General features: G+C 66.3%; 21 protein-coding genes and 1 pseudogene. 10 read left to right on the top strand and 12 right to left on the bottom strand.

Annotation, left to right across the window (positions count from 1 at the left end; translation table 11 throughout):
• Positions 1 to 39: 39 nt before the first annotated feature.
• Positions 40 to 588 (top strand): outer membrane protein assembly factor BamE domain-containing protein, encoded by a 549-nt coding sequence (gene bamE, locus ACIGJB_RS12775; protein WP_483730162.1) that lies wholly within the window; start codon positions 40 to 42, stop codon positions 586 to 588.
• A gap of 81 nt (positions 589 to 669) precedes the next feature.
• Here the strand turns inward: bamE and ACIGJB_RS12770 are convergent, their stop codons facing one another.
• Together ACIGJB_RS12770 and ACIGJB_RS12765 are read right to left on the bottom strand one after the other, a co-directional pair.
• Complete coding sequence (locus ACIGJB_RS12770) at positions 670 to 1638, bottom strand: tripartite tricarboxylate transporter substrate binding protein BugE (protein WP_483730161.1); 969 nt, start codon at positions 1636 to 1638, stop codon at positions 670 to 672.
• Positions 1639 to 1750: 112 nt separating this feature from the next.
• Positions 1751 to 2404 carry a chalcone isomerase family protein gene (locus ACIGJB_RS12765; protein WP_483730160.1) on the bottom strand — a complete coding sequence of 218 codons (654 nt, stop codon included), beginning with the start codon at positions 2402 to 2404 and terminating at the stop codon, positions 1751 to 1753.
• Positions 2405 to 2548: 144 nt separating this feature from the next.
• Here ACIGJB_RS12765 and ACIGJB_RS12760 point away from each other — a divergent pair, with 144 nt between their 5' ends.
• Positions 2549 to 3442, top strand: a complete 894-nt coding sequence (locus ACIGJB_RS12760; protein ID WP_483730159.1) for an AEC family transporter — start codon at positions 2549 to 2551, stop codon at positions 3440 to 3442.
• On the opposite strand, the gene queG is transcribed toward ACIGJB_RS12760, so the two are convergent.
• Positions 3435 to 4616, bottom strand: a complete 1182-nt coding sequence (queG, locus tag ACIGJB_RS12755) for a tRNA epoxyqueuosine(34) reductase QueG (protein ID WP_483730158.1) — start codon at positions 4614 to 4616, stop codon at positions 3435 to 3437. The two genes, ACIGJB_RS12760 and queG, sit on opposite strands and share 8 nt — an antisense overlap.
• A 16-nt stretch (positions 4617 to 4632) precedes the next feature.
• On the opposite strand from queG, the gene tsaE reads away from it, so the two are divergent.
• A complete protein-coding gene (tsaE, locus tag ACIGJB_RS12750) occupies positions 4633 to 5154 on the top strand; it encodes a tRNA (adenosine(37)-N6)-threonylcarbamoyltransferase complex ATPase subunit type 1 TsaE (RefSeq protein WP_483730157.1) in 522 nt (173 codons plus the stop codon).
• Positions 5148 to 6647 carry an N-acetylmuramoyl-L-alanine amidase gene (locus ACIGJB_RS12745; RefSeq protein WP_483730156.1) on the top strand — a complete coding sequence of 500 codons (1500 nt, stop codon included), beginning with the start codon at positions 5148 to 5150 and terminating at the stop codon, positions 6645 to 6647. The genes tsaE and ACIGJB_RS12745 overlap by 7 nt, the downstream gene beginning before the upstream one ends.
• A 463-nt stretch (positions 6648 to 7110) precedes the next feature.
• On the opposite strand, the gene ACIGJB_RS12740 is transcribed toward ACIGJB_RS12745, so the two are convergent.
• Positions 7111 to 8127: a bile acid:sodium symporter family protein gene (locus tag ACIGJB_RS12740; RefSeq protein ID WP_483730155.1), complete on the bottom strand. Its 1017-nt coding sequence runs from the start codon at positions 8125 to 8127 to the stop codon at positions 7111 to 7113.
• A gap of 99 nt (positions 8128 to 8226) precedes the next feature.
• Here ACIGJB_RS12740 and ACIGJB_RS12735 point away from each other — a divergent pair, with 99 nt between their 5' ends.
• The gene (locus ACIGJB_RS12735) at positions 8227 to 9144 is read left to right on the top strand and encodes a LysR family transcriptional regulator (RefSeq protein WP_483730154.1); all 918 of its coding nucleotides are present in this window, start codon (positions 8227 to 8229) and stop codon (positions 9142 to 9144) included.
• 14 nt (positions 9145 to 9158) lie between these two features.
• Here the strand turns inward: ACIGJB_RS12735 and ACIGJB_RS12730 are convergent, their stop codons facing one another.
• Positions 9159 to 9944 (bottom strand): class I SAM-dependent methyltransferase, encoded by a 786-nt coding sequence (locus ACIGJB_RS12730; RefSeq protein WP_483730153.1) that lies wholly within the window; start codon positions 9942 to 9944, stop codon positions 9159 to 9161.
• A gap of 138 nt (positions 9945 to 10082) precedes the next feature.
• Here ACIGJB_RS12730 and ACIGJB_RS12725 point away from each other — a divergent pair, with 138 nt between their 5' ends.
• Positions 10083 to 10919 (top strand): helix-turn-helix transcriptional regulator, encoded by an 837-nt coding sequence (locus ACIGJB_RS12725; RefSeq protein ID WP_483730152.1) that lies wholly within the window; start codon positions 10083 to 10085, stop codon positions 10917 to 10919.
• A 27-nt stretch (positions 10920 to 10946) separates the two neighbouring features.
• Here ACIGJB_RS12725 and ACIGJB_RS12720 read toward each other — a convergent pair whose 3' ends face one another.
• The 7 genes from ACIGJB_RS12720 to ACIGJB_RS12690 form a co-directional block, all read right to left on the bottom strand.
• On the bottom strand, positions 10947 to 11705 hold the full coding sequence (locus ACIGJB_RS12720; RefSeq protein ID WP_483730151.1) for a 3-hydroxyacyl-CoA dehydrogenase: 759 nt from the start codon (positions 11703 to 11705) through the stop codon (positions 10947 to 10949).
• Between the two features lie 170 nt (positions 11706 to 11875).
• On the bottom strand, positions 11876 to 12541 hold the full coding sequence (gene adk / locus ACIGJB_RS12715; protein WP_483730150.1) for an adenylate kinase: 666 nt from the start codon (positions 12539 to 12541) through the stop codon (positions 11876 to 11878).
• 335 nt (positions 12542 to 12876) lie between these two features.
• Positions 12877 to 13686: a 3-deoxy-manno-octulosonate cytidylyltransferase gene (kdsB, locus tag ACIGJB_RS12710; protein ID WP_483730149.1), complete on the bottom strand. Its 810-nt coding sequence runs from the start codon at positions 13684 to 13686 to the stop codon at positions 12877 to 12879.
• A 10-nt stretch (positions 13687 to 13696) separates the two neighbouring features.
• Entirely contained in the window at positions 13697 to 13900 is a 204-nt protein-coding gene (locus ACIGJB_RS12705; RefSeq protein ID WP_483710563.1) for a Trm112 family protein, read from the bottom strand.
• Positions 13881 to 14987 carry a tetraacyldisaccharide 4'-kinase gene (gene lpxK, locus ACIGJB_RS12700; protein ID WP_483730148.1) on the bottom strand — a complete coding sequence of 369 codons (1107 nt, stop codon included), beginning with the start codon at positions 14985 to 14987 and terminating at the stop codon, positions 13881 to 13883. Before lpxK ends, ACIGJB_RS12705 begins: the two co-directional genes overlap by 20 nt.
• A 127-nt stretch (positions 14988 to 15114) precedes the next feature.
• Positions 15115 to 15546, bottom strand: coding sequence for an ExbD/TolR family protein (locus ACIGJB_RS12695; RefSeq protein ID WP_483730147.1), 432 nt, complete (start codon positions 15544 to 15546; stop codon positions 15115 to 15117).
• Between the two features lie 24 nt (positions 15547 to 15570).
• The gene (locus ACIGJB_RS12690; protein WP_483710566.1) at positions 15571 to 16191 is read right to left on the bottom strand and encodes a MotA/TolQ/ExbB proton channel family protein; all 621 of its coding nucleotides are present in this window, start codon (positions 16189 to 16191) and stop codon (positions 15571 to 15573) included.
• 1054 nt (positions 16192 to 17245) lie between these two features.
• On the opposite strand from ACIGJB_RS12690, the gene xseA reads away from it, so the two are divergent.
• From xseA to ACIGJB_RS12670, 4 genes and pseudogenes are all read left to right on the top strand, one after another.
• Positions 17246 to 18631, top strand: a complete 1386-nt coding sequence (gene xseA, locus ACIGJB_RS12685; protein WP_483730146.1) for an exodeoxyribonuclease VII large subunit — start codon at positions 17246 to 17248, stop codon at positions 18629 to 18631.
• Between the two features lie 143 nt (positions 18632 to 18774).
• Positions 18775 to 19356 (top strand): superoxide dismutase [Fe], encoded by a 582-nt coding sequence (gene sodB / locus ACIGJB_RS12680; RefSeq protein WP_483710568.1) that lies wholly within the window; start codon positions 18775 to 18777, stop codon positions 19354 to 19356.
• Between the two features lie 570 nt (positions 19357 to 19926).
• Positions 19927 to 20148 (top strand): annotated as a pseudogene (locus ACIGJB_RS12675) (glutathione-dependent formaldehyde dehydrogenase); the annotation flags it as partial.
• A gap of 106 nt (positions 20149 to 20254) precedes the next feature.
• Positions 20255 to 20719 carry a hemerythrin domain-containing protein gene (locus tag ACIGJB_RS12670; protein WP_483730145.1) on the top strand — a complete coding sequence of 155 codons (465 nt, stop codon included), beginning with the start codon at positions 20255 to 20257 and terminating at the stop codon, positions 20717 to 20719.
• The last annotated feature ends 16 nt before the right edge of the window (positions 20720 to 20735 follow it).

Below are 20735 nucleotides of genomic sequence, written 5' to 3'. Positions count from 1 at the left end.
TACCCGCCAACTTATGCGTCGCCGCGACGCCTTGCCGCCATGGGACTGTTCGCTTCCTTGCTTGCGTTGTTTGGCTGTGACCAGCGGAAGGTCGATGAAGTCATGAAGAAGGCCGGCGATACCGCGCGCGCGACGTGGAACTCGGTCAAGCCGGACAGCGAACTGTTCAAGGGCATCGCGCCGGGGCAGTCCACCGAGGCTGACGTGCTGCGCCAGGCCGGCAAGCCGGAGACCACGTGGGAGGAGGAGAACGGTGCGCGGCGGCTGGAATACCCGCGCGGACCGGAGGGCGCCACCACGTGGATGGTGACGATCGATGCCGACGGCAAGGTCGGACGCATCGAGCAGGTCCTGACCGCGGAAAATTTCGCGCGCGTGCGGCCCGGGATGAACCAGGACCAAGTCCGGCGCATGCTGGGCAAGCCGACCAAGGTCGAGAAGTTTGCGTTGAAGAAGGAGGAGGTGTGGGGCTACCGGTGGTGGGAATCCTCGCAGGAGAAGGCGTTCTTCAATGTGCACTTCAATCCTGACGGTGTGGTTACGACGACGTCGCGCAGCGATGATCCGTCTCGGATGGGTGGAGGATGATTGTCCTGGCAAGCACGATATCCGTCGGACAGCCAAATAAAAAAAGCCGCCCGCAGGCGGCCCGGTGTGCGAGAGAGCGTCTTACTGCTCCAGCTTGATGTTCTGCACCTTAACAAGATTCTTCATCTTGTCGAACTCCTTCTTGATCTCCGCCGCGTGCTGCGCAGGCGAATTACCGGAAGGCTCCGCACCCGCGGCGCGCAAACGCTCCTGGAAACCCTTGTCCTGCAAGGCCTTGACGGCGGCTTCGTTCAGCTTCTTGATGACGTCGTCAGGCGTCCCGGCCGGGGCCACCAGGCCATACCAGGCCGGATCGTTAGGCTCCTTCAGCCCCATCTCTCCGAAGGTCGGCACGTCGGGCAGCGAATCCAGCCGCTTGTTCCATGCCACCACGATCGGACGCAGCTTGCCGGCCTTGATGTAGGGCATCGACGACGGCAGGTTGTCCACCATGATCGGCACCTGGCCGGCCAGCACGTCGTTCAGCGCCGGGCCCGCGCCGCGGTACGGGATATGCACCATGAAGGTCTTGGTCGAGACCTTGAACTGCTCGCCCAGCATATGGCCGAACGCACAGGTGCCGGACGTCGCGAACGAGTACTTGCCCGGGTTGGCTTTCAGCACGGCCAGGAATTCCTTGTAATTCTTGGCCGGGAAGCTCGGGTTCACCGCAATCACGTTGGCCACGTTGGCCAGGTTCGTGATGGGCTTGAAGTCCTTGATCGGGTCGTACGAGAGTTTGGGATTGCAGGCCGGGTTCACGGCCATGGTCGACACCGTGGAGATGCCGATGGTGTAGCCGTCCGGCGCTGCCTTGGCGATGGCGTCGGCGCCGATCGAGCCGCCGCCGCCGGCGCGGTTCTCGACCACGACCGGCTGGCCCAGGATGCGGCTCATCTGGTCGGCGGCGCCGCGGCCGACGATGTCGGTGGTGCCGCCCGGCGCGAACGGAATGATCAGGCGGATCGGCTTGGTCGGAAAGCTCTGCGCGTGCGCGACCGATGCCGCGGTGGCCAGGGCCAGGGTCAAAGCGATTTTGCCAGCTTGCATGAGATCAGGTCTCCCGTCAGGAAAGTCCGGGCGGGGGTGATGCCCGGAAGAAAACGCCGCCGCCGCGCCGCAGGTGGCGGCACGGCTGGCGGCAACATCATGACCGGCGGCCTCAGCCGCCCAGCAGGCCGCGCTTGACGTCCCGGTCGACGGGGTGTTCGCCAAGGAAGACGCGCAGCACGGCCTGGTAGAAGTCCTCGCCGGGAATCGGGCGGCCGCGCGGGGTGCCGTTGATGGCGACCACGGTACCGGCGTCCGGCGAAAAATCGAGGTTGATCACGTCGCCCCTGCGGGCGGTTCCGACCTGGTCGATGGTGCGTTCGAACTGGACCAGCCGGGCCGACAGCATCTGCATCTGCAGCTCGCTGTGGTTCTCGCGCATGCCTTTCTGCATCGCCCTGGCGAATACGTTGGGATCGACTTCGCGGAGCATGCGGAACTGCAGCCGCTTCGTGCCGGACGTGCCGAGCACCACGGTGGCGTTGCGCGCCTTCTCGGGCAGGTACAGCGCCGCCACGTAGCCCTTGAGCAGCAGGCCCGAGCGCAGCGCGGTGCCGTTGAGCTGCAATTCCTTGCCGGCCACGCGCGCGGCATCGTCAAAGCGCAGACCCTCGTATTCCGTCGCCCCGGCGGCCGCCGGCAATACGGCAAGCGCCAGGCCGGCGGCGAGCGCGGCCAGCACGCGGCGCGCGGTCGGGCGGGAGGGTGAAAACAGGCGCGGGGCAATCCATTGGCCCGGCGATGGCGGATGACGGCGGTGCAGCATAAGGGGTCAGGCGTACAACTTGGTATGCCATGCTGGCCCATTTCTGGAAAAATACCAATCCGGATCTGCCCTAGTCTGCACATTCCGCGATTTCCCCCGCTGCATCGACCCCCTCGCCTCGATAACAACGAAAACGCTCACGAGATGTCTTCCGCTCTCCTGCTGGTCCCGGACTTCAGCCTGATCCTGATCGGCTGGCTGCTGGTTCGCTATTCACCGTTCGACCGTGCCTTCTGGAGCGGCGTGGAACGCCTGGTCTACTTCGTGCTGTTTCCGGCGCTGCTGCTGCAGTCGACCAACAGCGCGGTGTTCGATTTTTCCTCGACCTCGGCCATGCTCGGCCTCGCGCTGGGGGTCATGGCCTTCGGCATGGTCGCCGGATACGCCGTCAAATGGGTGCTGCGACCCGATGCCGTGGACTTTGCTTCGGGCCTGCAGACGGCGTTTCGCTTCAATTCCTATATCGGCCTGGCACTGGCCTCGCGCATCGGCGGCAGCGAGGGCCTGGCCATGATGGCGGTGATCGTGGGCTGCACGGTGCCGCTGTGCAACGTGGCGGCGGTATGGGCGCTGGCGCGGCATGGCGAGACGCGGCTGTGGCGCGAGCTGGTGCGCAATCCGCTGATCCTGGCCACGGCCGGCGGGCTGCTGACCAACCTGCTGGGCCTGCATGCGCCCGAGGTCCTGGCCATGACGCTGAACCGGCTCGGCTCGGCATCGACGGCGCTCGGCCTGATGACGGTGGGCGCGGGGCTGCAGATGAGCGGCGCGACCGGCACGGTCGGCCCGGTCGCGTGGTGGTCCGGCGTGAAGCTGCTGGGGATGCCCTGCGTGGCCTGGCTGGCGGGCCGGCTGTTGCCGCTGACGGAGCTGCAATACCAGATCGTGGTGCTGTATGCCTCGCTGCCGACGGCGTCGAGCGCCTATATCCTGGCGGCGCGCATGGGCGGCAACGGACCGATGGTGGCAGCGACCATCTCCGTGATGACGGTGGCCGCGATCCTCACCACGCCGATCTGGCTCGCGCTGGTCAGCTGACAGCCTGGTCCTGCGCGAGTGCCCAGTCGATGTGCTCGCGCACGAGCGGCGTGGCGTCTTCGCGGCGGCTTTCCAGGGCGCCGCGGATCCGCGCGGCCAGCGCGTGGTCTTGCGGGCGCTGGCCGGACGCCGCGGCGCGCAGGCCGTTGCCGAGTCCCACCGCCAGGTTGCGCAGCCAGCGTTCATGGCCGATGCGGCGGATCGGGCTGCCTTCCAGGCGCCGGTTGAACTCGGCCTCGGTCCACAGGAACAGCTCGACCATGTCCGCGGCATCGAAGCCGTTGCGCACCTCGAAGTCGGGCAGCGTGGCCCGGTGCGCGAACTTGTTCCACGGGCAGGCCAGCTGGCAGTCGTCGCAGCCGTAGACGCGGTTGCCCATGGGCGCGCGAAACTGCTCGGGGATCGGCCCCTTGTGCTCGATGGTCAGGTAAGAAATACAACGGCGCGCGTCGAGCTTGTAGGGCCCGAGGATCGCGCGCGTGGGGCAGATGTCGATGCAGCGATGGCAGTTGCCGCAGTGCGAGGCTTCGGGCGGGTCCGCCGGCAGCGGGACGTCGACCAGGATCTCGCCGAGGAAGAACATCGAGCCGCCGTCGCGGTCGAGCAGCAGCGTGTGCTTGCCGCGCCAGCCCAGGCCGCCCTGGCTGGCCAGCGCCACTTCCATCACGGGCGCCGAATCGGTGAACACGCGGTAGCCGAACGGGCCGATGGCGGCTTCGATGCGGCTTGCGAGTTGCTGCAGCCGGTTGCGCAGCACCTTGTGGTAGTCCCGGCCACGCGCATAGAGCGAGAGCACGGCGGTGGCGGGGTCGTCGAGCCGTGCCAGTTCATGCCGGCGCCAGTCCGGCGCAGCGGTGGCCGGCAGGTAGGGCATGCGGGCCACGATGGCGCGTACCGTGCCGGGCACCAGTTCGGCGGGACGGGCGCGCCGCGGGCCATGGTTGGCCATATAATCCATGTCGCCGTGGTAACCCTTGGCCAGCCATGCCATCAGACCTGGCTCGGCATGGCTGAGATCGACATCCGCGATGCGTACCGAGGCAAAGCCCAGCTCGGCACCCCAGTCCCGGATCGATCGCACGAGCGCCTCCAGGCTGCCCTGGTCCGCTGCATCGGCAGCGGCCTCGGGCCGCGGAGTGGGGGCGCCTGGCGCTTCGGATGCTCGGTCGGTCATCCCTGAATTGTACGCAATGCCCCTGCTTGAAGAACGTTCCCTGACGCTGCCCGACGAAGCCGCCACCGCGCGCTTCGGTGCGGCGCTCGCCGGCGTGGTCAGCGCCTTGCCGCCCACCACCGTGCATGTGCAGCTCTCGGGCGATCTTGGCGCGGGCAAGACCACGTTGTCGCGCGCCATCCTGCGCGCGCTCGGGCATGCCGGCAAGGTCCGCAGCCCGACCTACACGCTGTGCGAGCCCTACGACGTGGCGCGCGCCGACGGCTCGCCGCTGACGGTCTACCATTTCGACCTGTACCGTTTCGCCGATCCGGAGGAATGGATCGACGCAGGTTTCCGCGACTGCTTTGCCGAGCCCGCCTTCAATCTCGTGGAGTGGCCGGAGAAGGCCGGACGCCTGCTTGGGGAACCGGACCTGCACGTGTTGCTCCAATCGGACATCTCCGCGGACGATATGGCGGATATGGCCGGCCAGCGGCGGATTGCGACGCTGCGCGCCTATACTCCCACTGGAATTACCTTGCTGAACGCATGCTGATCAAGCGACTCGCCACCGACCGACCCGATGGACCCGACGGACTGCTGCAGGCCCGCCGCAAATGGATGGCGCAGTGCCTGAAGCTGGGTGCCGGTACGGCCGTGCTGACACTGGCCGGACCGCAACTGGCCTTTGGCGCCGGCATCGTCGCCGTGCGCGTCTGGCCGGCGGAAGACTACACGCGCGTCACGATTGAATCCGATACGCCGCTGGCGGCCGTGCACCAGATGCTCCACGACCCGGACCGCCTCGTGGTGGATATCGACGGCCTTGACCTCTCGCCCACGCTGCGCGAGCTGGTGGCCAAGATCACGTCGAACGATCCCTATATCCAGACCGTGCGCGTCGGCCAGAACCGGCCGCGCGTGGTGCGCATGGTGTTCGACCTGAAGGAGAACGTCGCGCCGCAGGTGTTCACGCTGGCGCCGATCGGCAGCTACAAGAACCGGCTGGTGTTCGACCTGTATCCGGTGAACCCGCCCGATCCGCTGTGGAAGCTGGTGCGCGACACCGAGGAAAAGCAGCGCCGCTTCGCCAACAGCGCGCCGCCGCCGGGTTCCGACGGCATCGCCGGGGCCCCGGCAGGCGCGGAAGAAGACGCCATCGGCGCGCTTGTGCGCAAGTTTGATGAAAAGGGCGACGTGCCCGCGACCACGGCGCCGCCACCGGCCATTGCAGCGGTCAAGCCGCCGAAGCCTTCGGTGCCCGTGGTGCCCAGGCCGAACGCGCCGGTGGTCCCGCCCGTCGCGCAGGGCGATCCCACTGCCGAGCGCCCGTTCAAGATGCGCCGCCTGCTGACGGTGGCGATCGATCCCGGCCATGGCGGCGAAGATCCGGGTGCCATCGGTGCCTCGGGCTCGCGCGAGAAGGACGTGGTGCTGCAGATCGCGCACCGGCTGCGCGCCAAGATCGATTCGCAGCCCAATATGCGCGCGATGATGACGCGCGACGCCGATTTCTTCGTGCCGCTGAACGTGCGTGTGCAGAAGGCGCGCCGCGTGCAGGCCGACCTGTTCGTGTCGATCCACGCCGATGCCTTCCTGTCGCCGGAAGCGAAGGGCGCCTCGGTGTTCGCGCTGTCGGAGCGCGGTGCGTCCAGCACGGCCGCGCGCTGGCTGGCCAACAAGGAAAACGCCTCTGATTTGATTGGCGGCGCCAACCTGAACAAGGATGCACAGGTCGCGCGCGTGCTGCTGGACCTTTCGACCACGGCGCAGATCAACGACAGCCTGCAGGTCGGCAAGGCCGTGCTGCAGGAAATCGGCGGCATCAACCGGCTGCACAAGGGCAGTGTCGAACAGGCCGGGTTTGCGGTGCTGAAGGCGCCGGATATCCCGTCGATCCTGGTCGAGACGGCGTTTATCAGCAACCCCGAGGAAGAGCGCAAGCTCAATGACGACGCGCACCAGGAGCAGCTTGCGAATGCGATCCTGCGCGGGATTCGCAGCTACTTCGCGCGCAATCCGCCGTTGTCGAAGAATCCCTCGGTTTAGCGGGGCATAGGGCGCAGGGCGGAAAAGAAAAAAGGGGGATGCATTGCAATTGCATGCATCCCCCTTTTTTTGGGTTCTTCGCTGAATTGTGGGGACGGCGTTCCTCTTGCCTGCCGACTACTGAGCCGCGCAGCAGCCGAAGGCGATGATGCGATAACGGTGGCAGTGTCGGGCCACGGACAGTTTCGGGGCTGGTTCAATCATTGTTGGAGAGCCTGCATGCGGACGCGCACCACGCGGCAGGCAGCGGGGCAGACTCTGAAGCGAATACCCGTACGAAATTCTTCGCACGCTACGATCAATATTCGCCCGTTAGGGCAAGCGACGCGTTTCTTTGCTTACTTTCTTGTCGCTTGGACAAGAAAGTGAGTCGCCGGCTACGCCGGCGAAACAGCCGCGCCTGCCAAGCACGATGCCCCGCACTTCGCCGAAGAATGATTTCTTACCGGGCGGACCGCCAAGCTCAGGCCCGCGCCGTGCTCCCGTCCTCGATCAGCGCATCGCGATTCGCATAGCGCGCGGCAATGACCGAGCAAACGATCAGCTGCAACTGGTGATAGACCATCAGCGGCAGCACCAGCAGCCCCAGCGCCGGGTGGCCGGCGAACAGGATATTGGCCATCGGAATGCCATTGGCCAGGCTCTTCTTGGAGCCGCAGAACACCGCGGTGATCTCGTCCTCGACGCTGAAGTGCAGGCGGCGCGCAACGAAGGTTGTCGTGCCCAACACGACAAACAGCAGCACGGCGGCCAGCCCCATCACCGCGGCAATGGTCTGCCACTGGTAGTGGTGCCAGAGGCCTTGGGCGGTTGCGTCGCAGAACGACGAGTACACGATCAGCACGATCACGCCACGGTCGACCTTGCTGGTGATGTGCTTTTTCTTCGCCAGCCAGCTGCCGATCAGCGGGCGCATCAGCTGGCCCAGCGCGAACGGCAGCAGCAGCTGCAGCGCCACGCCGGTGAGCGCCTTGCCCAGCGGCATCGACGCGCCGCTGGCGCTGATCACCAGGCCCATCAGCAGCGGCGTCACGGCCATGCCGATCAGGCCCGAGATGGTGGCGTTGAAGATAGCGCCCGGCACATTGCCACGCGCCATCGACGTCATGGCCACCGACGACGATACCGTGGACGGCAGCGCGCAAAGATAGAACACGCCGAGCAGCAGGTCTGCCGGCAGCGAGTTGCGCAGCGACAACATCAGCAGCAGGCCGATCACCGGGAACACGACGTAGGTGAAGGCCTGCACGAACACGTGCAGGCGCCAGTGCCGCGCGCCCGCCACGAGCTTGTCGCGCGACAACGCCGCGCCATGCAGGAAGAACACGAGCGCCACGCCCACGCTCGTGACGGTGCCAAGGTGCAGCGGACCGCGGCTGCTGCCGAACTCGGGCGCAAGCAGGGCAATGCCGATGGCGGTCAGCATGATCAAGACGAAGCCGTCGATCAGGTCGTAGAGTTTCTTGAGCTTGGAAAGCATGCTGGACTTCTAAGGCGTCTAAGGGTTTAGCCTAGTATTGGACGACACCCGGGTCTAGAATGCAAATTCATTTATTGCATTCATTTATCTCGTCGTTGCATGAATTACACAATCCGGCAGCTGCGGGTGTTCCTGGCCGTGGCCGAGAAGGGCGGTTTCAGCCGGGCAGCGGACGCTGTGGGCCTGACACAGTCGGCCATCAGCCGAGGCGTGGCGGAGCTTGAAGAGTCACTTGGAGTGCGGCTGTTGGATCGCACCACGCGCGAGGTCGTCTTGACCCCAGCCGGCCATGCGCTCGCGCCCGCGCTCGAACGGTTGCTCGGCCAGCTTGACGACACGCTCGAAGACACCCGCCAGCTCGGCGAACACTATCGCGGCCGGGTAGTAATAGCCGGAGCCCCGACGATCTCGGCGCGGCTGATGCCGATGATTGTCTCCGCGTGCGCCGCGCAATACCCGGAAATCCGCCTGACCGTGCGTGACAACGTGCAGGCCGATGGCCTGGAGCAGGTGCGTGTCGGCGGCGTGGATTTCGGCGTGCTGATCGACCCGCTCGTGCATGAGGGACTGACCATCGAGCCGCTGGTGACCGATCCGTTCTGCTTCGTGTGCCGGCGCGACCATCCGCTCGCGCAGGAAAAAACGGTGCCATGGGCGGCGCTGGACGGCATGCGGCTGGTGCTGCTGGACTTTGCCTCCGGCAGCCGGCCGCTGATCGATCGCGTGTTCGGGCGGCACGGCATCGTGCCGCGGGTGATTCAGGAAATGGGGCACTCGGCGAGCGTGTTCGGCATGGTCGAGGCCGGCATCGGCGCGTCGGTGCTGCCGACCTACTCGCTGCCGCTGCCGGCAGCGTCGCCACTGGTATGGCGGCCGCTGGTGCCGCGCGAAGAACGCCGCATTGTCATGGTGCGGCGCGCGGATCGCTCGCTGTCGCCGGCCGCGGCGGCGGTATGGTCGCTGGTCCGGAATCTCGGCATCACGGCAGCCGGGCCGGAGCCGGAGGCCGCCGCCTGAGCGGCCTCGGGTCTTCAGCGTGACCGGGCGGTGACCATGACCGCTTCCAGGTCGAAGCTGCCGTCCGCCTGCACGCGATAGTGCTCGCGGACTTCGGCGGGCGCCAGCTGCCACAGGTGGCGGATGGCTTCGACCGCGACCGGCGCGGTGCGCATGCGCGTGACCCAGCTCTGGAACTCGATGCCGATGCGCCAGACCGGCGAGACGCCGATTTCATCGGCCGCGAAGCCCGCGGCCTCGAACATCGCGCGCCAGGCCGGGCCGGTGTAATCGCGCACGTGGGACGGATCGCGCAGCAATTCGACCGATTGCAGCCAGGTGTCGCGCAACGGATCCTCGGCACCGGCGATATCGATCAGCACCACCTTGCCACCCGGCTTGAGCACGCGGCGCATCTCGCGCAGCGCCGCCGGCACATTGCGCCAGTGATGGGCGCTCATGCGCGACACCACGGCGCAGAAGCTGCCGTCTTCGAACGGAAGCGTTTCCGCGGCGCCCTGGCGCGTCACGACGTTGGTAAGCCCGCGTTCGCGCGCGGCGCCTGCCACCACGTCGAGCATTTCCTGCGACAGGTCATACGCCGTGACCGTGCCGGCCACGGCCGCGGCGGCGAAGCTCGCGTGCCCGGCGCCGCAACCGAGGTCCAGCACCGTGCTGGATGCCCGCTTGTCGGCCGGGATCAGGTCCGCCAGTTCCTGCCGGAGTTGTTCCAGGTCTGCGCCCTGTGCGTGGACCGCACTGGTGAGGTAAGCGCTGGCGGTGGCGCCGAACTGGGCCGCGACGAGTTCCTGTTGTTGCATGACTGGCTCCTGGACCGGCTGCATGCCGGTCTTCTGGTGATCGGGGACTTGCCCGCGGTGCGGGTTCCGGACTACTGTAGGGCGATCGTTTTCCCGGTACAAGTCACCGTTTTATCCTGGTATAAGACGCACCAGCCTATGGTCGAATCTCTTTCAGATACCTTTGCACCGCCGGATCCTCCATCAGAGCCGGGCACGGCCGCGATGGTCACGCGCGAGGCGGTGCTCGGCGCCTTCCTGCGCGCGCACCGTGAACGGCTGGCGCCCGACGACGTGGGCCTGCCGCCCGGCCGGCGCCGCCGCACGCCGGGCCTGCGCCGCGAGGAAGTGGCCCAGCTGGCCGGACTGAGCGCCACGTGGGTGACCTGGCTGGAGCAGGGGCGCCCGGTCGCGTTGTCGGCGCGGGCGCTGGCCAGCCTGGCCACCGCGCTGCGCCTGTCGCGGGCGGAGCGCGCCTACCTGTTCGAACTGGCCGGGCGGCGCGATGCGCAGCAGGCCGGCACCGAGGCGGTTCCCCCGGCCGTCATGGCCAGCGTGCATGCCATCAACGGCCCGGCCTACCTGCTCGATCGCCAGTGGAACGCACTGGCGTGGAACGAGGCCGCGGCGCGGCTGTTCGTCGGCTGGCTCGATGCCGACCACCCCGAGCGTAATCTGCTGCGCGCGATGTTCCTGTCGGCCCCGCTGCAGGCGCTGGTCGAAGACTGGCCGCACCGTGCCGGCCGCCTGGTTGCGGAATTCCGCGCGCACAGCATCCGCCACGCGGACGATGCGCCCATGCGTGCGCTGATCGAGGGCCTGATGATGGAGAGTCCGGCCTTTCGCGCCGCCTGGCAGTCGCAGGACGTGGAAGACCGGGAAGGCGGACGCCGCGGCTTCCACCACCCGGCGCTCGGCGCGCTGCAGTTCGAGCAGCTCACGCTGTGGCCGGCGGCGGCGCCAGGACTGATGCTGGTGATGCTGCTTCCGGCCTGAGCCCTCGGCAGCCGGGGAGAGCGGACGCTACTTGGGCTGCATCCGGATCGCGCCGTCGAGGCGGATCACTTCGCCGTTGAGCATGGTGTTGCCGATGATGGCCTGGGCCAGCTTGGCGTACTCGGCCGGGCGGCCGAGGCGCGACGGGAACGGCACCATCTTGCCGAGCGCGTCCTGGACATCCTGCGGCATGCCCAGCAGCATCGGCGTCTCGAACAGACCTGGGGCGATCGTCACGCAGCGCACGCCGTCGCGCGACAGGTCGCGCGCGATGGCCAGCGTCATGCCGACCACGCCGCCCTTCGACGCCGCATAGGCGGCTTGCCCGATCTGGCCGTCGAACGCCGCCACCGAAGCGGTGTTGATGATCACGCCGCGCTCGCCTTCGGCATCGGGCGCGTTCTGCACCATGGCTGCCGCCGCCAGCCGGATCATGTTGAAGGTGCCGATCAGGTTGACGCGGATGGTCTTGTCGAAGGCATCGAGCGGATGCGGGCCGTTCTTGCCCACGGTCTTGCTGGCGACGGCGATGCCGGCGCAGTTCACCAGCCCCGCCACGCGGCCCAGCGCCTGCGCGGCGGCCACGACGGCCTGGCCATCGGCTTCGGACGCCACGTCGCACTTGACGAAGGTGCCGCCCAGCTCCTGCGCGAGCGCGGTGCCCGCGGCCTCGTTCAGGTCGGCAATGACAACCTTGCCGCCCGCTTCCGCGACCATGCGCGCGGTGCCTGCGCCCAGGCCCGAAGCCCCGCCCGTGACGATGAATACATTGCCCTGGATGTCCATCTGCTGTCTCCTCTGTGGTCAGTCGCGGTGCAACTGCCGTTTACGTAAACGTCAACTCCCGCGCTATTGTACGGAGCCATGCGCAACTGGCAAGAGGGGAGGCCATGCCTCCTCAGAAACAAAAAAGCGACCCAGAGGTCGCTTTTTTATGATGGCTCAAGTGCCGGGGCTTACTTCAGTGCCTCGAACGCGCGCGCGGTGATGCTCTCGACGTCGCCCATGCCCTCGATCTTGCGATACTTGGGCGGTGCCACCTTGGCGCTGCTGTCGCCCTTGGCGGCCCAGTCCGAGTAGTAGTCGACCAGCGGACGGGTTTGCTGCGAGTAGACGTCCAGGCGCTTGCGAACGGTCTCTTCCTTGTCGTCGTCGCGCTGGATCAGCGCTTCGCCGGTCTCGTCGTCGACGCCTTCCACCTTCGGCGGGTTGAACTTGACATGGTAGGTACGGCCCGAAGCCACGTGCACGCGGCGACCGCTCATGCGCTCGATGATGGCGTCGAACGGCACGTCGATTTCCAGCACGTAGTCGATCGCGACGCCGGCTTCCTTCATGGCCTCGGCCTGCGGAATGGTGCGCGGGAAGCCGTCGAACAGGTAGCCGTTCTTGCAGTCGGCTTCCTTCAGGCGGTCCTTGACCAGGCCGATGATGATGTCATCCGACACCAGTCCGCCCGCATCCATGACCTTCTTGGCCTCCACGCCCAGCGGCGTGCCGGCCTTGACCGCGGCGCGCAGCATGTCGCCCGTGGAGATTTGCGGAATGCCGAACTTCTCGCAGATGAACTTGGCTTGCGTGCCTTTGCCGGCGCCAGGTGCGCCCAACAGGATCAAACGCATTTACGGGTCCTCAGAGTTTTGAATCTTGTATGGCGGGAGACAAGAACGAGGGTAACGCCGTAACTTGACGCAGGACTTACTGCGCGCGCTTGGATCAGGTCACGTGGTCGGCCGGTGCGGCGCTGCGGAACGCGGCGCGGGTCACCGGACGGGCTCAATCTGTATCTCCCCACCGAGCCTTGGCCGGCCGGCGCATTCTGGTGCGCCATTCCGACGGCTCTGTATCGCCAGGCATTATGCCACGAGGCGCAGAGAATCCGGCCCGAAATCGGGCCGATTCCTGTTGCAGGTGTATAAACCCCAACGCAAAAGCCGTCGCCGCGCAACAAAGTGGCTCAGGGACCTTCCTGCGCCATGCCCTGCGCCCACAGCGCGCGCACGCGCTCCAGGTCGGCCGGCGTGTCGACGCCGGGCGCCGGCGCGGCGGCTGTTTCGAGCACGGCGATGCGCTCTCCATGCCACATGGCGCGCAGTTGCTCCAGCGCCTCGGTCTGCTCCAGCGGCGCGGCCGCCAGCGTCGGGAAGCGGCGCAGGAAGCCGACCCGGTAGGCATACAGGCCGATATGGCGCAGAACCGGCATGGGCGGCATCGGCACCTGCGCCATCGAGGCGGGCACCGCGGGCACGCCGGCCCAGTCGTCGCGCGACCAGGGAATCGGCGCGCGCGAGAAATAGAGCGCACGGCCGGCGGCATCGCAGACCACCTTGACCACGTTCGGGTTGAAGACCTCGGCCACCTCATGCAGCGGATGGGCGGCGGTCGCGATGGCGCAGTCGGGATGGTGCGCCAGGTGCAGTGCGACATCGTCGATCAGCTGCGGGTCGATCAGCGGCTCGTCACCCTGCACGTTGACGACGATGGCGTCGTCGGGCAACCCAAGCTGGGCCGCGACTTCGGCCAGGCGGTCGGTTCCCGACGGGTGGTCGGCGCGCGTCAGCACGGCCTCGATGCCATGCGCGGCGCAGGCTTGCGCCACGGCCGGCGCGTCGGTGGCCACCACCGTGCGCCGCGCCGACGAAGCATGCGCGCGTTCGGCCACGCGCACGACCATCGGCCTGCCGCCGATATCGGCCAGCGGCTTGTCCGGCAACCGCGTCGACGCGAGCCGCGCGGGAATGACGACGGTGAAGGAAGGGATGCTCATGATGCGGGTCTCAGCCAGCCCGGGGCGCGTCCGGGTCGATCACGCGGCCCGGCACCGACTGGCGGGCCTCGTCGGCCAGCATGACGGGAATGCCGTCGCGGATCGGGTAAGCCAGCTTGTCGGCGTGGCAGATCAGCTCCTGCGCGGCGCGGTCGTATTCCAGCTTGCCTTTGCAAAGCGGGCAGACCAGGATTTCAAGCAGCCGGTTGTCCATCTCGGGGTTCCTTGTTGGTGTCGCCGGGGCCGGTGGCGCCGCCCGATGCGGACGCCGGCGCGGCCGGGATGCGCGCTTGTACGGCGCGGCGAATCTTGTCGATCAGGCCCGCGTCGATCACGGGCGTGGTGGGAACGACCCAGATGCGCGGGTCGTCGAATCGCTCGCATTTTACGGCATCCTTCTCGGTGATCAGGATGACGTCGGCGTCGAGCGCGTCGGGGTTGCCCGCGAACGGGTCGTCGGCGAAATCGTAGTGGTCCGGCAGCGGCAGCGTCTTCGGGCTCAGGCCCGCACTGCGCAGGCTCGCGAAGAAGCGCTCGGGGTTGCCGATGCCGGCCGCGGCCAGTACGCGGCGCCCGGCAAAGGCACTGACGGGGCGCGCCATGGCGGGGTCGTTGAGCTGCCACGCATCGTCGAGTTCCAGCCGCATGCCATAGACATCGGGCCGGTCCGGCGTGGCGCGGAAGTTCGGGTCGTTGATCAGCGTGGCGTCGCGCGGGCGCGAAAGCGGCTCGCGCAGCGGCCCGGCCGGAAGCAGCAGCCCGTTGCCGCCCATGCGGGCGTCGAACATCACGATCTCGAAGTCGCGCTGCAGCCGGTAGTGCTGCAGGCCGTCATCGAGCAGCAGCACGTTGACGCCGGGGTGCGATACCAGCATGGTCTGCGCGCACAGCGCGCGGTCCGGGAACACCCAGACCGGCACGTCGGCCGCGCGCGCGATCAGCAGCGGTTCATCGCCGACGTCCGATGCCTTCGACGTCGGCTTGACCCGGCGCGGATGCTTGAGTGTCACCCCGTAGCCTCGGGACACCACGCCGGGGCGCAAGCCGGCCTCGGTCAAGGCCTGCGCCAGCGCGATCACGGCCGGCGTCTTGCCGGTGCCGCCCACGGTCACGTTGCCGACCACGATCACGGGCATCGGCAGCCGCGTGGACTTGAACCAGCCATGCAGGTAGCCGTAGCGGCGCACGCGTGCAATCAGGCCGAACAGCAGCGAGAACGGCAGCATCACCCACGCGAACCAGCCGCGGCGCTGCCACTGGGCGGTCACGAAATCGGCAAAGTCATGGCGCGGAACGGACATGGGAGGGCAGGGGAGGGAGGTTGGTTGGCTGGCGCTGTGGCCTGCCGGACGCGCACATTATGGGCATTGCCGTGCGCACGCGGCAACCCCGGGCCCCTTGTCCGGCGGGGCCCGATGCTGGCGGCGGTCAGCGCGGCTGGGCGCTCTGCGTGGCGAAGGTCAGGCGCGACAGTCCGGCCAGGCGCGCGGCTTCCATCACGTTGATGACGGCCTGGTGCGTGGCCTGGGCATCGGCGTTGACGATGACTACCGGCGGCTGGCCGCCCGTGTTGGGACCTGCCGCGGCGCGCAGCTGGTCCGCGAGGCTGGTCACGTCCTTCTGCTCCAGCACCTGCTTGTTGACGGAATAGACACCGCGCGAAGACACCGACACGACGATTTCCTGCGGGCGCTGCTGCGCGCGTTCGGCATCGGCGGTCGGAAGCTGGATCTGCAGCTCGGTGTAGCGCGAGTAGGTGGTCGTGATCATCAGGAAGATAAGGATCACGAGCAGCACGTCGATGAGCGGAATCAGGTTGATTTCCGGCTCTTCACGCCGCTGGCGGGAACGGAATTGCATGGCGCTTCCTGGCTGTTCCGGCGCTCAGCCGCGCCGTTGCGGCAGGATGGCGTCCAGGAACGCCGTGGCGCGGAATTCCAGCTCGGCCACGTAGTCGTCCACGCGGCGGCGGAAATAGCGCCAGAAAATCAGGGCGGGAATCGCGATGATCAGGCCGAAGGCGGTGTTGTACAGCGCCACCGAGATACCGTGCGCGAGCTGCTCGGGATTAGCGCCCGTGCCGCCCTGGCTGCCGAAGATCTCGATCATGCCGATCACCGTGCCCAGCAGCCCCATCAGCGGCGCGACCGAAGCGATGGTGCCGAGCGCGTTCAGGTAGCGCTCCAGCTCATGGGCGACCACGCGCCCGGCTTCTTCCACGACTTCCTTGGCGGCGTCGCGCGAGGTATGCGGCTGCAGCACCACGTGGCGCAGGCCGGCCGCGAGCACGCGGCCCAGCGGCGAGCTCTGTTCGAGCGTGTTGACCACCTCCGGCGTGGCGCGGCGTTGCTGCGCGGCCGACAGCGCCTCATCGTAGAGGCGGGCGGGAAGTACCTTGCTGCGCTTGAGGGTCAGGAAACGCTCGACGACCAGTGCCAGCGCAATTACCGAAGCGAGCAGCAGCGGCCAGATCGGCCAGCCGGCCGCTTGAATGATCGAAAACAATGGGACCCCCGAATCGACAACCAGGAACGACAAACAGACACGACAAGACAACGACCGGCTTTATATGGCAGGCCTTGGATACGCGCACACCGAGGCTCTGCACGCAGCGGCACTGCTCCGAAAATCAGGCAGCACTCTAACCTGCGCCATGGCGCGCGGCAAGACGCTGTCGAACGGTGTCTCCGCCGCGCATCGGTGCGGTGACACACACTTTCCACAGCCAGGCGGGACAGGATTGTGGATGGATTGTGGAAACCGGCCTGACAAGCACGCTAAGTCATTGATCCTTAAGGGTAAAGGAGGTGCTGCCTGTTTTTTGTGCAGATGGGGTCTCACGGCCTTTATTCGGCTGTGGATAGCCCTTTCCGGGCCTCGGGAGGGGTTTACCCGCTGCTTTCCACACGGTTGCGGGACAGGATTGTGGACGGCCTGTGGAAATTGTTCTGAGAAGACGGCTAAGTCATTGATTTCAATGAAAAGATGTGTTGCCGCCTAAAAAATAGGCAATGTGGCGCGCAACAGGCTCGCGGTCTCCGCGGCCATAGGCCCGGTCCATGTCGGTCTTTTTCCACACGCCACAAGGAGAGCATTGTGGACGGGTTGTGGACAACCTCTGAAGATCTGTCTTAACTCCTTGATTCTTCGGGGCTCCGCTGTCGTTGCCAAAAAAATAGGCAATGACATGCGCGACAAGCTCAAAACCGGCGAGTGGCCCCCGCGATTCATCCTGCCGACGAGGTGGAAGAACTTGGGTTGGAACAGGCGGCGAACGCTACACCTTTTCACCACTTGCGCCGGATGACTCTCTTTTATCCAGAGATCCTGTGGATAACTTTGTGAACAAGCCCCGGACGCATCCCTGTAAGTGGTTGACGCGTAAGGAAATTGGTTACATTGCCTAATTTTTGTTGCGGTCTGAAAATTCATAAGAATCAAAGGGTTGTACCTATTCATGCGGACTTCGGCAGTGGTCTGCGACAACATAACTGTCCTCTTGACATAGCCGTTATGCTGTGGACATGTCCAACCCACGCCGCACGCACGGCGACGCCCCATGCCAGAGCCGCAGAACTTTTCGCGCGAATCGTCCTCCATGCCCGTCCGCAACCCGCGCGAAGCGATTCCCGTCGGCGAGTTGAACCACGCGATCGCATCCATGCTCGAGCGCGGATTTCCGCTGACGTGGGTGCGCGGCGAAATATCCAGTTTCACCCGGGCTTCCAGCGGCCACTGGTACTTTTCGCTCAAGGACGCGCGTGCGCAGATTCGCTGCGTGATGTTCCGCGGGCGCAACCAGCATGTCGATTTCACGCCTCGTGAAGGCGAAGCGGTGGAAGTGCGCGCCGTGGTCACGCTGTATGAAGCACGCGGCGACCTGCAACTCGGGGTCGAGGCCATGCGCCGCGCGGGCCTTGGCAATCTTTACGAGGCGTTCCTGCGCCTGAAGGAAAAGCTCGCCCAGGCCGGCTTGTTCGCGCCCGAGCGCAAGCGGCCCGTGCCGACGCATCCGCGTGCGATCGGCATCGTGACTTCGCTGCAGGCGGCCGCCTTGCGCGATGTGCTGACCACGCTGCGCCGGCGTGCGCCGCATGTGCCGGTGACGGTCTATCCGGTGCCGGTGCAGGGCGCCGGCGCCGCACAGAAGATTGCCGACATGCTCGACCAGGCCAGCGCGCGGCGCGAATGCGATGTGATCATCCTGTGCCGCGGCGGCGGCAGCATCGAAGACCTGTGGTCCTTCAATGAAGAAGTGGTCGCGCATGCGATTGCACGCAGCGCGGTGCCGGTGATCTCCGGCGTTGGCCATGAAACCGATTTCACCATTGCCGATTTCGTCGCCGACGTGCGCGCACCCACGCCCACCGGCGCGGCCGAACTGGTCAGCCCGGATCGCGGGCATCTCCTGGCGCTGACGCGCCGGGCAGGCGATGGCCTGGTGCAGTCGATGCGACGCGAACTGGACCGGCGCGCGCAGCATCTGGACTGGCTCGCGCGGCGGCTGCGCAGCCCGCAGGCGCAACTGCAGGAACGGCGCGCGCGTGTCGACAATCTGGCGCGGCACTTGCGTGCGGCATTGCGGGAGACCGTGGTGGCGCAGCGCCACCGCCAGCAGTTGCTCGCCATGCGCTGGACGGCTTGCCGGCCCGACATGGCGGCGGCCAGCGCCGACGTCGCGCGGCTGGCGCAGCGCATGCAGGCCGCGGCGGCCCGCCAGCAGGAGCGGCAGGCGCAGCGCCTGGCACGCGTCGCGGGCGCGCTGGAGATGCTGGCCCCGCAACGCACGCTGGAACGCGGCTACGCGGTGCTGCTCGACCCGCGCGGGCACGCCCTGCGGTCGCCGGCGGAACTGCGTCCCGGCAGCGTGGTGGAGGCCCACCTGGCCGAAGGCGTGGCCGACGTCGCGATTGCCGCCGTACAGGCCAAGCTGGGCGGAATCTGAACCCTGACCGACCCGGCGCGGACAAACTAACATGACCTCAGGGGGCTTTGCGCCGCGGTTTGCGTGGGTCTTGCAAGTCTCCTACAATCGGCAATTCTCCGGCCGCATTCCCGACCACAACCCCAACCCACAGAGACAGAACAATGGAACACAAGCTCCCCCCGCTGCCGTACGCGCATGATGCCCTGGCTCCGCACATCTCCAAGGAGACGCTGGAGTTCCACCATGACAAGCATCACCAGACCTACGTCACCAACCTGAACAACCTCATCAAGGGCACCGAGTTCGAGAACGCGACCCTGGAAGAGATCACCAAGAAGTCGTCCGGCGGTATCTTCAACAACGCTGCCCAGGTGTGGAACCACACCTTCTACTGGGAATCGATGAAGCCCAACGGCGGTGGCCAGCCGACCGGCGCGCTGGCTGACGCCATCAACGCCAAGTGGGGCTCGTTCGACAAGTTCAAGGAAGAATTCACCAAGACCGCCGTCGGCACGTTCGGTTCGGGCTGGGCCTGGCTGGTCAAGAAGGCCGATGGTTCGCTGGACCTGGTGTCCACCTCGAACGCCGCCACCCCGCTGACCACCGACGCCAAGCCGCTGCTGACCTGCGACGTGTGGGAACACGCCTACTACATCGACTATCGCAATGCCCGTCCGAAGTATGTCGAGGCGTTCTGGAATGTCGTGAACTGGGACTTTGCTAGCAAGAACTTCGCCGGCTGAAACCTTCTGTGTGCTGACGCGGTCAGCACGGCCCATGAGGCTCCGACAGTTCTGTTCGGGCCTCGGCACTGAAAACAAGCCCTCCACAGCGAGGGCTTGTTTTTTGGCTCTTGGGTGAATTGCGGGGATGTTGGTCTTGGCAGGCGCGGCTGTTTCGCCGGCGGAACAGCCGCCGTTGATGTCGTCCCGCCAGCCGACTACTGAGCCGCGCAGCAGCCGAAGGCGATGATGCGATAACGCTGGCAGTGTCGGGCCACGGACAGGTTCGGGGCTGGTTCAATCATTGCCGGAGAGCCTGCATGCGGACGCGCACCACGCGGCAGGCAGCCGGGCAGACTCTGGAGCGAGTACCCGTACGAAATTCTTCGCACGCTACGATCAATATTCGCCCGTTAGGGCAAGCGACGCGTTTCTTTGCTTACTTTCTTGTCGCTTGGACAAGAAAGTAAGTCGCCGGCTACGCCGGCGAAACAGCCGCGCATGCCAAGCACGATAACGCAATCATTCACTGAAGCGCCACGCCTGGCTCCGCCGGCGAAACGGCGGCGTCTGCCGAGCACGAAGCCCCGCAAGATCCCGATGGGGGCGCTGATGAACAAGGGGCTGACGATTCGGACCGGACAGACCCACGTCAACCGCTGGACCGACGATCTGCACCAGCGCATCGTGGCAGGCGAGCTCGATCCGTCCTTCGCGATCACGCACCGCGTATTGCTGAAGAACGGTCCCGCCATGTACAGGACCTTCCGCGATAAAGAGGACGGCTGCATCAAGGTCGTGATGAAAATCTGACATCTGATCGCGGTGCCGGCCTGGAACGCATTTTGCTGCTGGCGGGCGGGGCGTCCTGCGCTGCGGGCGCGCCAATGGCTCCAATCTCCATTGCAGGGACGACATCATGGACAAATCGAAAATACCCACCGGGCAACGTGCCGCCCTCGGCCTGCTGGCCGACGATCATCGTGCCGTGAAGAAGCTGTTCAAGCAGTTCCAGGACGCCAAGGAAGATGCCGACAAGCAGTCCATTGCGGCGGAGACCTGCCGCCAGCTCACGGTCCATGCGCAGATCGAGGAAGAGATCTTCTACCCCGCATTGCTCGGCGTGAACGACAAGATGGACGACATGCTCGATGAAGCCAAGGTCGAGCACGGTGTCGCCAAGGACCTGATCGCGGAGATCGAGTCCGGCGAGCCGGAAATGCTCGAGGCGAATTACACGGTGCTATCCGAGTATGTCGGCCACCATGTCGAGGAAGAGGAGAACGAACTGTTCCCCGCCGTCATCCAGGCCAAGGTCGATCTCGCCGATGTCGCGCAGCAGCTCGAGGCGCGTAAAACGGAGTTGCTGGGCGAGCATGCCTGACGCGGGCGGGTGCGCG

The sequence above is a fragment of the Cupriavidus sp. C2SS-8b genome, assembly GCF_057073745.1.
Note: the sequence above shows the minus strand (reverse complement) of the source record. Positions and strands in the feature narration are given on the sequence as shown.

What these genes read in the sequence shown, in the direction of transcription:
- bamE (WP_483730162.1), top strand. Translation starts at nt 40, where the DNA reads ATGGGACTGTTCGCTTCCTTGCTTGCGTTGTTTGGCTGTGACCAGCGG.
- ACIGJB_RS12770 (WP_483730161.1), bottom strand. Translation starts at nt 1,638, where the DNA reads ATGCAAGCTGGCAAAATCGCTTTGACCCTGGCCCTGGCCACCGCGGCA.
- ACIGJB_RS12765 (WP_483730160.1), bottom strand. Translation starts at nt 2,404, where the DNA reads ATGCTGCACCGCCGTCATCCGCCATCGCCGGGCCAATGGATTGCCCCG.
- ACIGJB_RS12760 (WP_483730159.1), top strand. Translation starts at nt 2,549, where the DNA reads ATGTCTTCCGCTCTCCTGCTGGTCCCGGACTTCAGCCTGATCCTGATC.
- queG (WP_483730158.1), bottom strand. Translation starts at nt 4,616, where the DNA reads ATGACCGACCGAGCATCCGAAGCGCCAGGCGCCCCCACTCCGCGGCCC.
- tsaE (WP_483730157.1), top strand. Translation starts at nt 4,633, where the DNA reads ATGCCCCTGCTTGAAGAACGTTCCCTGACGCTGCCCGACGAAGCCGCC.
- ACIGJB_RS12745 (WP_483730156.1), top strand. Translation starts at nt 5,148, where the DNA reads ATGCTGATCAAGCGACTCGCCACCGACCGACCCGATGGACCCGACGGA.
- ACIGJB_RS12740 (WP_483730155.1), bottom strand. Translation starts at nt 8,127, where the DNA reads ATGCTTTCCAAGCTCAAGAAACTCTACGACCTGATCGACGGCTTCGTC.
- ACIGJB_RS12735 (WP_483730154.1), top strand. Translation starts at nt 8,227, where the DNA reads ATGAATTACACAATCCGGCAGCTGCGGGTGTTCCTGGCCGTGGCCGAG.
- ACIGJB_RS12730 (WP_483730153.1), bottom strand. Translation starts at nt 9,944, where the DNA reads ATGCAACAACAGGAACTCGTCGCGGCCCAGTTCGGCGCCACCGCCAGC.
- ACIGJB_RS12725 (WP_483730152.1), top strand. Translation starts at nt 10,083, where the DNA reads ATGGTCGAATCTCTTTCAGATACCTTTGCACCGCCGGATCCTCCATCA.
- ACIGJB_RS12720 (WP_483730151.1), bottom strand. Translation starts at nt 11,705, where the DNA reads ATGGACATCCAGGGCAATGTATTCATCGTCACGGGCGGGGCTTCGGGC.
- adk (WP_483730150.1), bottom strand. Translation starts at nt 12,541, where the DNA reads ATGCGTTTGATCCTGTTGGGCGCACCTGGCGCCGGCAAAGGCACGCAA.
- kdsB (WP_483730149.1), bottom strand. Translation starts at nt 13,686, where the DNA reads ATGAGCATCCCTTCCTTCACCGTCGTCATTCCCGCGCGGCTCGCGTCG.
- ACIGJB_RS12705 (WP_483710563.1), bottom strand. Translation starts at nt 13,900, where the DNA reads ATGGACAACCGGCTGCTTGAAATCCTGGTCTGCCCGCTTTGCAAAGGC.
- lpxK (WP_483730148.1), bottom strand. Translation starts at nt 14,987, where the DNA reads ATGTCCGTTCCGCGCCATGACTTTGCCGATTTCGTGACCGCCCAGTGG.
- ACIGJB_RS12695 (WP_483730147.1), bottom strand. Translation starts at nt 15,546, where the DNA reads ATGCAATTCCGTTCCCGCCAGCGGCGTGAAGAGCCGGAAATCAACCTG.
- xseA (WP_483730146.1), top strand. Translation starts at nt 17,246, where the DNA reads ATGCCAGAGCCGCAGAACTTTTCGCGCGAATCGTCCTCCATGCCCGTC.
- sodB (WP_483710568.1), top strand. Translation starts at nt 18,775, where the DNA reads ATGGAACACAAGCTCCCCCCGCTGCCGTACGCGCATGATGCCCTGGCT.
- ACIGJB_RS12670 (WP_483730145.1), top strand. Translation starts at nt 20,255, where the DNA reads ATGGACAAATCGAAAATACCCACCGGGCAACGTGCCGCCCTCGGCCTG.